Below are 12,601 nucleotides of genomic sequence, written 5' to 3'. Positions count from 1 at the left end.
AGAGAAATAGCGACCAGAGGCGACGCGCGCCCGTTGGGCACCGGATCCCGGATGCCGCGACCCCGGCGGATCAGCCGCCGTACAGCCCGTACGAGGTCGTGCCGTAGCCCACGACGGCGAGCCAGAACGCCGCCGACAGCGTCAGCCCCGCGAGCAGAGCGATGGCGAGCTCCCCCGCCTTACGGCGCTGGCCGATCGCGAAGGCGATACCGAAGGCGAGGAGCGGGAACACGATCGGCAGGATGTACACGAACCAGCCCAGGCCGTTGAGCCCGAGCGGGCCGTTGACCTGCTGGACGAGCAGGGCGACCGAACTCCACACGACGTAGGCGTAGAAGAGACCGAAGAGACCGGAGATCGCCACGAGCAGCCAGGTCGGCAGGTGGCGGGTACGGACGGGAGTGCTCATGCGAAGGCTCCCAACGACAGGAACGGCCAGGGAACGAGCAGCACGATACCGACGATCAGCAGCAGGAAGCGCTGCCACGTGCGCCAGCTGCGCGTCAGCGCGAGCACGGCGACGAACCAGACGACGGGCGCGAGAGCTGCGCCGATGGTGAGCGCGATCACCGTCACCGACGCGATGGGAAGCCCCAGTCCGTTCAAGCGCAGTCCCGCGAGCAGCCACCCGATCGCGAACAGCAGGAAGGTCGCCGCCACCATGCCGATCCCGACGAGGCCCACGTTTCCGAGGGGTGCCGCGTGGGCGGCATCCGGGTCCTCGCCCTCGGTCACCTCGACGGCGGTCGGCTCGGAAGGGGCAGGCTCGGGATGCCGGGTGACCGGCGCCGCGGCAGGCGCTTCGGGCTGCAGAGGCTCGAGGGCCTCGGCTTCGACCCGCGGCTCACCGCCGGCGGGACGCGTCGGCGCATGTTTCTCACCGACGTCGAGGGTGGGGTCGTCGTCACCACCCCAGGACAGGGCGTCGTCATCGCGCGGAGTGCTCACGCGACCACGCTAGCGGCGCTCCCCCGCGACCGGGTCGCGCCCCGCCGGTCGCCGGGGTCCGCGGCATCCGGATCCGAACGGCGCCGCGGAAAAGGGGAACGCCCCGGGATCGTGAGATCCCGGGGCGTTCGTGGACGAGGAACTCAGCGCGCGGCCGAGCCTTCGACGTAGTCGGTGTCCTGCTGCTTCCACGCGAACAGACCGCGCAGCTCCTTACCGGTCGCCTCGATCGGGTGACCCTGCTCCTTCTCGCGGAGCTCGAGGAACTCGGGAGCGCCCTTGTCCTGATCGGCGATGAAGCGCTCGGCGAAGGCTCCCGACTGGATGTCGGAGAGGACGGCCTTCATGCTGGCCTTCACGTCGGACGAGATGACGCGGGGGCCCGAGACGTAGTCGCCGTACTCGGCGGTGTCCGAGATCGACCAGCGCTGCTTGGCGATGCCGCCCTCCCACATCAGGTCGACGATGAGCTTGAGCTCGTGCAGCACCTCGAAGTACGCGATCTGGGGCTGGTATCCGGCCTCGACCAGGGTCTCGAAGCCCGCCTGGACGAGGTGGCTCATGCCACCGCAGAGCACGGCCTGCTCGCCGAACAGGTCGGTCTCGGTCTCTTCGGTGAAGGTCGTCTTGATGACGCCCGCGCGGGTGCCGCCGATCGCCTTCGCGTACGAGAGGGCGGTGTCCCAGGCCGAGCCCGAGGCGTCGCGCTCGACGGCGATGATGTCGGGGATGCCGCGTCCCGCGACGTACTCGCGCCGCACGGTGTGACCGGGGGCCTTGGGAGCGACGAGGATGACGTCGACACCCTCGGGAGCGTCGATGTAGCCGAAGCGGATGTTGAAGCCGTGCGCGAAGGCGAGCGTCTTGCCCTCGGTGAGCTTGTCCTTGATCGAGTCGGCGAAGATCGAACGCTGGTGCTGGTCGGGCGCCAGGATCATGATGAGATCGGCCCACTCGGCGGCGTCGGCGACGTTTTTGACCTCGAAGCCGTCTTCCTGCGCCTTGGCGGCCGACTTCGAGCCGTCCTTGAGCGCGATGACGACCTCGACGCCGGAGTCGCGGAGGTTCTGCGCGTGCGCGTGCCCCTGCGAGCCGTAGCCGACGATCGCGACCTTCTTGCCCTGGATGATCGAGAGGTCGGCGTCGTCGTCGTAGAAGATCTCTGCCATGAGGATGTTTCTCCTTGAATCGTGGCCCCCGCTCAGGGGCCGCTGGTGAGTGGAAGTTGGGGAATTTCTCAGCCGCGCAGAACGCGCTCGGTGATGCTCTTGCCACCGCGGCCGACGGCGAGAAGGCCCGACTGCGCGAGCTCCTTCACCCCAAAGGGCTCGATCGCCTTGAGGAAGGCATCGACCTTGCCCTTGTCGCCCGTGATCTCGATCACGACGGCGTCGTGGGCGTAGTCGACGACCGAGGCGCGGAAGAGGTTGACGACCTCGAGCACGTTGGAGCGGCTGGCGTTGTCGGCGCGCACCTTGACGAGCACGTGCTCGCGCTGCACGGAGCTGGCGGCGTCGAGCTCGACGATCTTGATGACGTTGATCAGCTTGTTCAGCTGCTTGGTCACCTGCTCGAGCGGGAGCCCCTCGACGTCGACGACGACCGTGATGCGCGAGAGACCCGGCACCTCGGTGACGCCCACGGCGAGCGACTCGATGTTGAAGCCGCGACGGGCGAAAAGACCCGCGACGCGCGTGAGCAGACCCGGCTTGTCCTCGACGAGGAGGCTCAGAACGTGACGAGACATCTCAGTCCTCCTGCTCGTTGAACGTGGGCGAGTGGTCGCGCGCGTACTGGACGTAGCTGTTGCTGACGCCCTGCGGGACCATCGGCCAGACCATCGCATCGGCGCTCACGACGAAGTCGATCACGACCGGGCGGTCGTTCGTGTCGAGCGCGAGCTGGATGGCCGCGTCGATCTCGTCTTCTTTCTCGACGCGGATCGCCAGGCACCCGTAGGCCTCGGCGAGCTTGACGAAGTCGGGGACGCGGCGTGTGCCGTGCCCCGTGTTCAGGTCGGTGTTGGAGTGGCGGCCGTCGAAGAACAGCGTCTGCCACTGGCGCACCATGCCGAGCGAGGAGTTGTTGATGATCGCAACCTTGATCGGGATGTCGTTGATGACGCAGGTCGCAAGCTCCTGGTTGGTCATCTGGAAGCAGCCGTCCCCGTCGATCGCCCACACGGCGCGCTCGGGCTGGGCCACCTTCGCACCCATGGCCGCGGGAACCGCATAGCCCATCGTGCCGGCGCCGCCGGAGTTCAGCCACGCGTTGGGGCGCTCGTACTTGATGAACTGCGCCGCCCACATCTGGTGCTGACCGACGCCCGAGGCGTAGACGCCCTCGGGTCCGGTCATCTCCCCGATGCGCTGGATGACGTGCTGGGGCGAGAGCAGACCGTCGGTGGTGGGCGTGTAGCCGAGCGGGAACTCCTCACGGAGCCCGTTCAGGTAGGTCCACCACTCGGTGTAGTCGTGCGGGTGCTCGGCGTCGGCGGCGCGGAACGCGGCATCGAGGTCGATCAGGACCTCGCGCAGGTCACCCACGATCGGGACGTCGGCCGTGCGGATCTTGGAGATCTCGGCGGGGTCGATGTCGACGTGCACCACCTGCGCGTGGGGGGCGAACAGCGCCGCCTTACCGGTCACTCGGTCGTCGAACCGGGCACCGAGCGAGACGATCAGGTCGCTCTCCTGCAGGGCCAGCACCGCGGGCACGGTGCCGTGCATGCCCGGCATGCCGAGGTGCTGCTCGTGGGAGTCGGGGAAGGCCCCGCGCGCCATGAGCGTCGTGACGACGGGAGCCCCGGTCGCCTCGGCGAGCACCTTGAGCTCGGCGGAGGCGTTGGAGCGGATCGCGCCGCCGCCCACGTAGAGCACGGGCTTCTGCGCGGTGGCGAGCAGCTGGGCCGCGGCCTGGATCTGCTTGCCGTGCGCCTTGGTCACCGGGCGGTACCCGGGCAGCTCGATTTTCGGCGGCCAGACGAACGGCGCCTCGGCCTGCTGCGCGTCCTTGGTGATGTCGACCAGGACGGGCCCGGGCCGACCGGTCGAGGCGATCTCGAACGCCGCGGCGATCGCGCCGGGGATCTCGTCGGCCGACTTCACCAGGAAGGAGTGCTTGGTGATCGGCATGGTGATGCCGACGATGTCGGCCTCCTGGAAGGCGTCCGTTCCCATGAGGGTCGAGAACACCTGGCCGGTGATGCAGACGAGCGGCACCGAGTCCATGTAGGCGTCGGCGATCGCGGTGACGAGGTTGGTCGCGCCGGGCCCGGACGTCGCGATGGCGACGCCGACCTTGCCCGAAGCGGCGGCGTAGCCCTCGGCGGCGTGGCCGGCGCCCTGCTCGTGACGCACGAGGATGTGGCGCACGTGCTCGTCGTCCATGAGCGGGTCGTAGACGGGCATGATCGCACCGCCCGGGAGGCCGAACACGTCGGTGACGCCGAGCAGGTCGAGCGATCGGACGACCGCCTGTGCTCCCGTCATCACGGGCGCCGGAGCGGTGCGGGCGGGCGGCCGGGGAATGGCCGCCGTAGGGGAATCGATGGACATGGGAGTACCTCGAGAACCGGGAGAGGGTGAAAAGGGGGACGGCCGTCAGCCCGTGACAGCGCCCTCCGCGGCGGAGTGCACGAGCTTGGAGTACTTGGCCAGAACGCCACGGGTATAGCGCGGGGGGAGCGGTTCCCAGCCTTCGCGGCGGGAACTCAGCTCGGCCTCATCGACGATCAAGTCGAGAGTGCGAGCGGCGATATCGACCCGTATCAGATCACCATCGCGCACGAAGGCGATGGGACCTGCGTCCACCGCTTCGGGAGCTATGTGGCCGATGCACAGGCCGGTTGTGCCGCCTGAGAATCGTCCGTCCGTCAACAGTAGTACATCTTTTCCGAGCCCCGCGCCCTTGATGGCGGCCGTGATGGCGAGCATCTCGCGCATGCCGGGGCCGCCCTTGGGGCCCTCGTAGCGGATGACGACGACGTCGCCGGCGACGATCTCGCCCGCCTCGAGGGCGTCCATCGCGCCGCGCTCGCGCTCGAACACGCGGGCGGGACCCTCGAAGACGTTGCCGTCGAAGCCGGCCGACTTCACCACGGCGCCCTCGGGCGCCATCGAGCCGTGGAGGATCGTGATACCGCCGGTGGCGTGGATCGGGTTGTCGAACGAGTGGATGACCTTGCCGTCGACCGGGTCGGGGGCGAGGTCGGCGAGGTTCTCGGCGAGCGTCTTGCCCGTGACGGTGAGCGCGTCGCCGTGGAGCAGGCCCTCGTCGAGCATCGCCTTCATGATGACGGGGATGCCGCCGTGACGGTCGACGTCGTTCATGACGTACTGGCCGAAGGGCTTCATGTCGGCAACGTGCGGCGTGCGGTCGCCGATGCGGTTGAAGTCGTGCAGGTTCAGCTCGACCTCGGCCTCGTTGGCGATGGCGAGCAGGTGAAGCACGACGTTGGTCGAGCCGCCGAGCGCCATGGCGAGCGCGATGGCGTTCTCGAACGCCTCTTTGGTGAGGATGTCGCGCGTGGTGATGCCCTGGCGCAGCAGGTTGACCACGGCCTCGCCCGAGCGGTGCGCGAAGTAGTCGCGGCGGCGGTCCGCCGACGGCGGCGCAGCCGAACCGGGGAGGCTGAGGCCCAGGGCCTCGGCGACCGAGGCCATCGTGTTGGCCGTGTACATGCCGCCGCACGCGCCCTCACCGGGGGCGATCGCGCACTCGATGCGCTTGAGGTCGGCCTCGCTCATCTTGCCCGCGAGGCAGGCGCCCACGGCCTCGAACGAGTCGATGATCGTCACGTCCTTCTCGGTGCCGTCGCTGAGCTTGACCCAGCCCGGCGCGATCGACCCCGCGTAGAGGAAGACGCTCGACAGATCGAGTCGAGCGGATGCCATGAGCATGCCCGGGATCGACTTGTCGCAGCCCGCGAGCAGCACGGACCCGTCGAGGCGCTCGGCCATCATGACGGTCTCGACGCTGTCGGCGATGACCTCGCGCGAGACGAGCGAGAAGTGCATGCCCTCGTGGCCCATCGAGATGCCGTCGGAGACGGAGATGGTGCCGAACTGCAGCGGGTACCCGCCGCCGGCGTGCACCCCCTCTTTCGCGCCCTGCGCGAGGCGATCGAGGCTGAGGTTGCAGGGGGTGATCTCGTTCCAGCTCGACGCGATGCCGATCTGGGGCTTGTCCCAGTCCTCGTCGCCCATGCCGACCGCGCGGAGCATTCCGCGAGAGGTGGTGGCTTCGATGCCGTCGGTGACGACGCGACTGCGGGGCTTGATGTCGAACTCGCCGGTGTTCGGATTCTGCGGTGCGGGCATTGTCGAAGTCTATTGCGCGCGCCGAGGGCGTGACGCGAACGGAGCCGGTCGAACCGGCAACTGTTCAGCGGATGTGCGATCGGCGCAGCCGGGCGACGGCCTCCAGCACCGCCACGAAAGCGTCGATGTCCGGCACGCGAAGCGTCGCGGCGGTCTCTCCCCCGCCGACGCGCACCCCCAGGTCACCGGCTTCCAGCGAATTCAGCGCATCTTCATCGGTGACGTCGTCGCCGGCGAAGAGCACGGCCGTGGCACCGACCCGGGCGCGCAGGTGCGCGACGGCCGAGTCCTTGCCCTCGTGGCGGAACGAGAACTCGAGGATGTCGTGACCGGTGCGACGACGCCACGACGGCGCCTCCGCCGCGAGCAGCTGGTCCACGAGCGATCGCGCGGCGTCGGCGGTGTCGGCATCCGCGGTGCGCGTGTGCACGCCGAGGCCGTACTCCTTCGGTTCGATCCAGACACCGTGCATGTGGGCGGTACGGTCGGCGACCTCGCTCTGGAGGCGGTCGCGAAGCGCGAGGTCGGCCTCGTCGTCGCCTGCGGCCTCGATGCCCGCGCCGGGGACCCAGAACTGTGCGCCGTGCGAACCGGCGAGCCAGATCGGCGAGGCGTCGTCGTGCTCGGAGATCTCGCGCAGGTGCCCCAGCGAGCGGCCTGAGACGAGCGCGACGACCGTGCCCGGGAGCGCGGCGAGGGCGTCGACCGCGGCGCGGGCACCCGGAGTCATCCGCGCCGACATCGGCTCATCGACCAGGGGTGACAGGGTGCCGTCGAAGTCGAGCGCGATCAGCAGGGTGTCGGTCGTGGCGACGGCCTCGATCGCCGCGTCGGCGGCGGTCACTCGGCATCCGTCTCGTCGATGGGCTCGCGTTCGGGAACCGAGCCGTCGTCGTCCTCGCCGACCTCGGCGGCCGCCGCGGCGCTGGAGGACTTCTCGTGGAAGACGGACAGCGCATCGAGGAACTCGCGCGACCAGTCCTCGACGTCGTGGTCGCGCACCCGCTTGCGCAGGGCGCGCATGCGGCGGCCCTGCTCGGCGGCCGGCATGTCGATGGCTCGCAGGATCTGATCCTTCAGACCGTCGATGTCGTGCGGATTGATGAGCAGCGCGCTGCCCATCTCGTCGGCGGCACCCGCGAACTCGCTCAGCACCAGCACTCCGCGGTTGTCGGTGCGGCTGGCCACGTACTCCTTGGCGACGAGGTTCATGCCGTCGCGCAGCGCGGTGACCAGCATGACGTCGGCGGCGAGGAACAGCGCCACCATCTCTTCACGCGGGTACGACTGGTGCAGGTAGCGGATCGCGGTGTGGGTCGTGGTGTCGTAGTCGCCGTTGATGCGACCGACCGTCATCTCGATCTCGTCGCGCAGCTGCATGTACGCGTCGACGCGTTCGCGGCTGGGGCTCGCGACCTGTACGAGAGTGGCGTCTTCGACCGTGGCACGGCCGTCCTCGAGCAGCTCCCCCCAGGCCTTCAGGCGGTGGCGGATGCCCTTGGTGTAGTCGAGGCGGTCGACGCCGAGCAGGATCTTGCGCGGGTTGCCGAGTCCCTCGCGGATCTCTCTCGCCCGCTGCTGAATCTCGGGCTTCTGCGCCAGCTCGATGTACGAGTCGGCGTCGATGGAGATGGGGAAGGCCTTCGCGAGAGCGACGCGCGTACCGCCCGAGGCGTCCGGGACCAGGATGCCGCTGGCCTTGGTCTCGTACCGCAACTGGCGCCGCACCGCCCGGGCGAAGTTGCCCGCGTCGGCCACCCGTTGGAAGCCGATGACGTCGGCGCCGAGCAGTCCCTCGAGCACCTGCTTGCGCCACGGCAGCTGCGAGTACAGGCCGTAGGCGGGGAAGGGGATGTGGTGGAAGTAGCCGATGGTGAGGTCGGGGCGGAGCTCGCGCAGCAGCTTGGGGACGAGCTGTAGCTGATAGTCCTGCACCCAGACGATCCCGCCCTCGGCGGTGACGTCGGCCGCGGCTTTGGCGAAGCGCTCATTGACCTTGACGTAGGCGTCCCACCAGGCGCGCTTGTACGTCGGCGCGGCGATGACGTCGTGGTAGAGCGGCCAGATGGTGTCGTTCGAGAAGCCCTCGTAGTACAGCTGCACGTCGGCGGCCGAGAGGGTCACCGGAACGAGGTGCGTGCCCTCGAACTCGAAGGGCTCCACGGTGGCGTCGGCTTGTCCGGCCCACCCCACCCACGCGCCCTCGGCGCGACGCATGACGGGTTCGAGAGCGGTGACCAGCCCGCCGGGCGAGCGTCTCCACCCCTCTCCATCGGGGGTGCGATCGACGGGCAGTCGGTTGGCGACGACGACGAAATCGGCCTGGGTCACAGGTCCTCCTCGGGGATCTTCCTCAGGCTAACAGCGGGCGCGATCGCGTCGAGGGGGTGGACGGAGTGCGCGAGGGCACTCCGGGAATCGGCCCGCTGCTGTCAAGGTCCGCCGCCGAGGCGCCCCGCTCGGTAGGTTGGGCGCATGCGGCAGTACATCTTCGGAACCGGTCTCCTCAGCGCCATCACCGGCGGCGTCACCCTCTTGCGGGGTCTCAAGAACGACGAACCGTTCACCTGGCGCACGGCGCTGGCCTGGCTCAGCTGGGGCATCACGCTGGCTCTCGCCATCGGCGCGGTCGTCGACACGCGTCGCGCGCGCCGCGGCCGCGTGATCGCGGGCGACTCCCCCGTCTCCAAGAAGCAAGAGAAGCTGTTCAAGAAGCGCCTCGCGCGCTGACCCGGAGCAAAGGCCGAACGGATGCCGTGACCTCGGGGTCGCGGCATCCGTTCGGCGTCTCTTCGGGCTGGGGTCAGCGCGTCAGGATCAGCGCGTCGCCCTGGCCGCCGCCGCCGCACAGCGCGACCGCGGCCGTGCCGCTTCCCCGCCGAACGAGCTCGTGCACGGCGTGCACCACGAGACGGTTGCCGGAGGCGCCGATCGGGTGCCCGATCGCGATGCCGCCCCCGTGCGGGTTGACGACGTCGTCGGGGAGCCCGAGCTCGGCCTGCGAACGGGCGACGACCGCACCGAAGGCTTCGTTGATCTCGACGAGATCGAGGTCGGATGCCGCAACCCCCTGCTTCTCAAGCGCCCGGGCGATCGCGCGGGGCCGGCTGGTCGTGCAGGGAGTTGTCGGGGCCGGCGACCTGACCGGCCGCCCCGACGACGGCCAGGACATCCCAGCCGTGTTCTCCGGCTACCTCGCGCGTGGTCATGACCACGGCGGAGGCCCCGTCGGAGATCTGCGAGGCGTTGCCCGCGGTGATCGACCCGCCCTCGGCGAAGGCGGGGCGCAGCCGCGAGAGCGTCTCGACCGTCGTGTCGGCGCGAATCCCCTCGTCGGCGGTGACGACGACCGGGTCGCCCTTTCGCTGCGGGATCTCGACCGGCACAATCTCGGCGTCGAACACGCCGGCCGCTTGCGCTGCGGCGGCGCGCTGGTGGGAGCGGGCGGCCACGGCATCCTGTTGCTGTCGGGTGACCTCGTACCGGGCGTTCGCGCGCTCGGTCGAGGCGCCCATGCTCTCGCGGTCGTACGCGTCGGTCAGGCCGTCGTACGCGAGGTGGTCGAGCACCTCGACCGAGCCGTACGCGTAGCCCTCTCGCGAGTTCATCAGCAGGTGCGGGGCGCGGGTCATGGACTCCATGCCCGCGGCGACCACGACCGTGGCGTCGCCGAGGCGCAGCATGCGGGCGGCGTCGATGACCGCCGTGAGTCCCGAGAGGCAGACCTTGTTGATCGTGGCGCTGTGCACGTCCCACCCGATGCCCGCGGCGACCGCGGCCTGACGCGCGGCATTCTGGCCGGCCCCGGCCTGCAGCACCTGCCCGACGAGCACGGCGTCGACCGTGCCGGCCGGGATGCCGCCGCGCTCGAGCGCTCCCCGGATGGCCGCGGCGCCCAGCTGCACGGCGGTGAGCGGCGCGAGTTGGCCCTTCAGGCGTCCCTGGGGGGTGCGGGCTGCGGCGACGATGACGACATCGTTCTGAGCGGTCATGCGTTCTGCTCCTCGGTGAGTCGGACGATCAAGGCAGGCTCGGTGGCGGCCCGCACCTCGTCGACGCTCACCCCGGGAGCGAGCTCGACGAGCACGAGTCCATCCTCGGTCACGTCGATGACGGCAAGGTCGGTGATGAGGCGATCGACGACGCCGCGCCCGGTGAGCGGCAGGGAGCACGAGTCGACGATCTTGGGAGAGCCGTCCCGGGCCACGTGCTCCATCAGCACGATCACGCGCGCGGCGCCGTGGACCAGGTCCATCGCCCCTCCCGGGCCCTTGACCATCTTGCCGGGGATCATCCAGTTCGCCAGATCTCCGGATGCCGACACCTGCATCGCCCCGAGGATGGCGGCGTCGATCTTGCCGCTGCGGATCATGGCGAAGCTCAGCGCCGAGTCGAAGAAGGCGGCGCCGGCGAGGGTGGTGACCGTCTCTTTGCCGGCGTTGATGAGGTCGGCATCCACGTTCTCCTCGGTGGGATACGGGCCGACGCCGAGGATGCCGTTCTCGGATTGCAGGACGACGGTGACCCCCTCCGGCACGTGGTTGGGGACGAGGGTGGGCAGGCCGATGCCGAGGTTGACGTACGAGCCGTCGACGAGTTCGAGGGCGGCGCGAGCGGCCATCTGGGTGCGGGACAGGGGCATCAGCGGGTTTCCTCTCGCACGGTGCGCTTCTCGATGCGCTTCTCGATCTCGCCGACCTCGACGATGCGATGCACGTACACGCCGGGCAGGTGCACGGCATCCGGATCGATCTCTCCGGGCTCGACGAGGTGCTCGACCTGCACGATGCAGGTGCGTCCCGCCATCGCGGCGAGCGGGTTGAAGCTGCGCGCGGCCCGGCGGAACACGAGGTTGCCATGGCGGTCGCCCTTCCAGGCGTGCACGAGCGAGAAGTCGGTGGTGATCGCCTCTTCCAGCACGAACTCGCGCGACTCGCCGTCCACCACGAACGTGCGGACGTCCTTCGCCGGCGAGGCCACGGCGACACCGCCGGACCCGTCGTACCGTCGCGGGAGCCCGCCTTCGGCGACCTGCGTGCCGACACCGGTCTGCGTGAAGAACGCCGCGATACCCGCACCGCCCGCGCGGAGCTTCTCGGCGAGGGTGCCCTGCGGGGTGAGCTCGAGCTCGAGCTCGCCGGAGAGGAACCGGCGCTCGAACTCCTTGTTCTCGCCGACGTACGACGAGGTCATCTTGCGGATGCGTCCGGCACGCAGCAGGATTCCGAGCCCCCAGTCGTCGACGCCGCAATTGTTCGACACCACCGAGAGATCGCGGGTCCCCCGGGCGAGCACCGCCTCGATGAGGGCGATGGGGTTGCCGGAAAGGCCGAAGCCGCCGACGGCGAGCGACGCGCCGTCGGGGATGTCGGCGACCGCTTCGGCGGCGGTGGCGAAGGTCTTGTCGATCACGCGAACTCCTCTGTCGTGGTGCATCTCCACCGTGCCGCCCCGCCCGCGGCGTCCGCGACCCCGCGCTTGTCATGTGGATACCGCGGGGCGTAGCGTCCACATCGTGGACACCGCACCCGGTTCCGTACCCGGCGCCCAGGCGATCTCTCGGGCTGCCCGGCTCCTCCGACTCGTGACGGCTTCCGGCGACGGCGGCGCGTGGGTGGGCGATCTCGCGCGTGACGCCGACCTGACCCGACCGACCACGCACCGACTGTTGAGCGCGCTCCGGGTGGAGGGGCTCGTCGACCGCGACGAGACGACGGGTCGGTGGCTGCCGGGGCCGGAGCTCTATCTGATGGGCAGTGTCGCGGCATCCCGTTTCGACATCACCGCGACCGCTCGCGACATCGTGCGATCCCTCGCCGTGCGCACCGAGGAGAGCGCGTTCCTCTCGGTGCGGCGCGGAGACGAGACCGTGTGCCTGGTGCGCGAGGACGGAAGTTTCCCGATCCGCTCGTTCGTCCTGTCGGAGGGGGTGCGGTTCCCCCTCGGGGTGGCCTCGGCGGGGTTGGCGATCCTGGCGTTCCTGCCTGCGCACGAGGTCGACGCGTATCTCGAGCGGCATCCGGAGCTCGCACGACGATGGGGAGCATCGCACTCCCCCGCGCGGCTGCGCGCCCGGATCGGCGATACGCAGGCTCGCGGATACGCGGTGAACCCGGGACTGATCGTCGAGGGCAGCTGGGGTGTCGGGGCGGCCGTCTTCACGCGGGCGGGAGATCCGCAATGGGCACTGAGCCTGACGGGCGTGGAGTTCCGATTCGGCGGCGAGCGCCTCGCGGAGCTGGGGAGGATCCTGCTCGCGCACGCCCACGAGCTGTCGTCGCGGATCTCGTCTCGCTGACCCCCTAGATAGATACCTCCGGTATATATCGGGG

12 protein-coding genes and 1 pseudogene are annotated in these 12,601 nt (G+C 69.6%); 2 read left to right on the top strand and 11 right to left on the bottom strand.

What is annotated here, in order from left to right; all coding sequences use genetic code 11:
- Positions 1-70: 70 nt before the first annotated feature.
- From QE454_RS12005 to otsA, 8 genes are all read right to left on the bottom strand, one after another.
- Positions 71-409 carry a bacitracin resistance protein gene (locus QE454_RS12005; protein ID WP_210074555.1) on the bottom strand — a complete coding sequence of 113 codons (339 nt, stop codon included), beginning with the start codon at positions 407-409 and terminating at the stop codon, positions 71-73.
- A complete protein-coding gene (locus QE454_RS12000; protein WP_307455187.1) occupies positions 406-948 on the bottom strand; it encodes a DNA polymerase III subunit gamma/tau in 543 nt (180 codons plus the stop codon). The genes QE454_RS12005 and QE454_RS12000 overlap by 4 nt, the downstream gene beginning before the upstream one ends.
- Before the next feature lie 143 nt (positions 949-1,091).
- Complete coding sequence (gene ilvC / locus QE454_RS11995; RefSeq protein ID WP_056230637.1) at positions 1,092-2,117, bottom strand: ketol-acid reductoisomerase; 1,026 nt, start codon at positions 2,115-2,117, stop codon at positions 1,092-1,094.
- A gap of 68 nt (positions 2,118-2,185) precedes the next feature.
- Positions 2,186-2,695 (bottom strand): acetolactate synthase small subunit, encoded by a 510-nt coding sequence (ilvN, locus tag QE454_RS11990; protein ID WP_150957382.1) that lies wholly within the window; start codon positions 2,693-2,695, stop codon positions 2,186-2,188.
- 1 nt (position 2,696) lies between these two features.
- On the bottom strand, positions 2,697-4,505 hold the full coding sequence (locus QE454_RS11985; RefSeq protein ID WP_210074551.1) for an acetolactate synthase large subunit: 1,809 nt from the start codon (positions 4,503-4,505) through the stop codon (positions 2,697-2,699).
- Positions 4,506-4,550: 45 nt separating this feature from the next.
- Positions 4,551-6,269: a dihydroxy-acid dehydratase gene (ilvD, locus tag QE454_RS11980; RefSeq protein WP_210074548.1), complete on the bottom strand. Its 1,719-nt coding sequence runs from the start codon at positions 6,267-6,269 to the stop codon at positions 4,551-4,553.
- A gap of 64 nt (positions 6,270-6,333) precedes the next feature.
- A complete protein-coding gene (otsB, locus tag QE454_RS11975) occupies positions 6,334-7,113 on the bottom strand; it encodes a trehalose-phosphatase (protein ID WP_210074546.1) in 780 nt (259 codons plus the stop codon).
- Positions 7,110-8,600 (bottom strand): alpha,alpha-trehalose-phosphate synthase (UDP-forming), encoded by a 1,491-nt coding sequence (gene otsA, locus QE454_RS11970; protein WP_307455189.1) that lies wholly within the window; start codon positions 8,598-8,600, stop codon positions 7,110-7,112. Before otsA ends, otsB begins: the two co-directional genes overlap by 4 nt.
- A gap of 144 nt (positions 8,601-8,744) precedes the next feature.
- Between otsA and QE454_RS11965 the strand changes: the two genes are divergently transcribed.
- Positions 8,745-8,999 carry a hypothetical protein gene (locus QE454_RS11965; protein ID WP_210074544.1) on the top strand — a complete coding sequence of 85 codons (255 nt, stop codon included), beginning with the start codon at positions 8,745-8,747 and terminating at the stop codon, positions 8,997-8,999.
- 73 nt (positions 9,000-9,072) lie between these two features.
- On the opposite strand, the pseudogene QE454_RS11960 reads toward QE454_RS11965, so the two are convergent.
- The 3 genes and pseudogenes from QE454_RS11960 to QE454_RS11950 all read right to left on the bottom strand — a co-directional run bounded on the left by QE454_RS11960 (position 9,073) and on the right by QE454_RS11950 (position 11,681).
- Positions 9,073-10,261 (bottom strand): annotated as a pseudogene (locus tag QE454_RS11960) (acetyl-CoA C-acetyltransferase).
- Positions 10,258-10,911: a CoA transferase subunit B gene (locus QE454_RS11955; RefSeq protein ID WP_210074541.1), complete on the bottom strand. Its 654-nt coding sequence runs from the start codon at positions 10,909-10,911 to the stop codon at positions 10,258-10,260. Before QE454_RS11955 ends, QE454_RS11960 begins: the two are co-directional and overlap by 4 nt.
- Positions 10,911-11,681 (bottom strand): CoA transferase subunit A, encoded by a 771-nt coding sequence (locus QE454_RS11950; protein ID WP_210074539.1) that lies wholly within the window; start codon positions 11,679-11,681, stop codon positions 10,911-10,913. Before QE454_RS11950 ends, QE454_RS11955 begins: the two co-directional genes overlap by 1 nt.
- A 103-nt stretch (positions 11,682-11,784) precedes the next feature.
- Here QE454_RS11950 and QE454_RS11945 point away from each other — a divergent pair, with 103 nt between their 5' ends.
- A complete protein-coding gene (locus QE454_RS11945) occupies positions 11,785-12,567 on the top strand; it encodes an IclR family transcriptional regulator (protein ID WP_210074537.1) in 783 nt (260 codons plus the stop codon).
- The last annotated feature ends 34 nt before the right edge of the window (positions 12,568-12,601 follow it).

Origin of the sequence: Microbacterium sp. SORGH_AS_0454, assembly GCF_031453395.1 — a bacterium.
GTDB lineage: Bacteria > Actinomycetota > Actinomycetes > Actinomycetales > Microbacteriaceae > Microbacterium.
The sequence above is the reverse complement of the archived record's forward strand: the minus strand, read 5'-3'. Positions and strand labels throughout refer to the sequence as shown.

What these genes read in the sequence shown, in the direction of transcription:
- QE454_RS12005 (WP_210074555.1), bottom strand. Translation starts at nt 409, where the DNA reads ATGAGCACTCCCGTCCGTACCCGCCACCTGCCGACCTGGCTGCTCGTG.
- ilvC (WP_056230637.1), bottom strand. Translation starts at nt 2,117, where the DNA reads ATGGCAGAGATCTTCTACGACGACGACGCCGACCTCTCGATCATCCAG.
- ilvN (WP_150957382.1), bottom strand. Translation starts at nt 2,695, where the DNA reads ATGTCTCGTCACGTTCTGAGCCTCCTCGTCGAGGACAAGCCGGGTCTG.
- QE454_RS11985 (WP_210074551.1), bottom strand. Translation starts at nt 4,505, where the DNA reads ATGTCCATCGATTCCCCTACGGCGGCCATTCCCCGGCCGCCCGCCCGC.
- ilvD (WP_210074548.1), bottom strand. Translation starts at nt 6,269, where the DNA reads ATGCCCGCACCGCAGAATCCGAACACCGGCGAGTTCGACATCAAGCCC.
- QE454_RS11965 (WP_210074544.1), top strand. Translation starts at nt 8,745, where the DNA reads ATGCGGCAGTACATCTTCGGAACCGGTCTCCTCAGCGCCATCACCGGC.
- QE454_RS11955 (WP_210074541.1), bottom strand. Translation starts at nt 10,911, where the DNA reads ATGCCCCTGTCCCGCACCCAGATGGCCGCTCGCGCCGCCCTCGAACTC.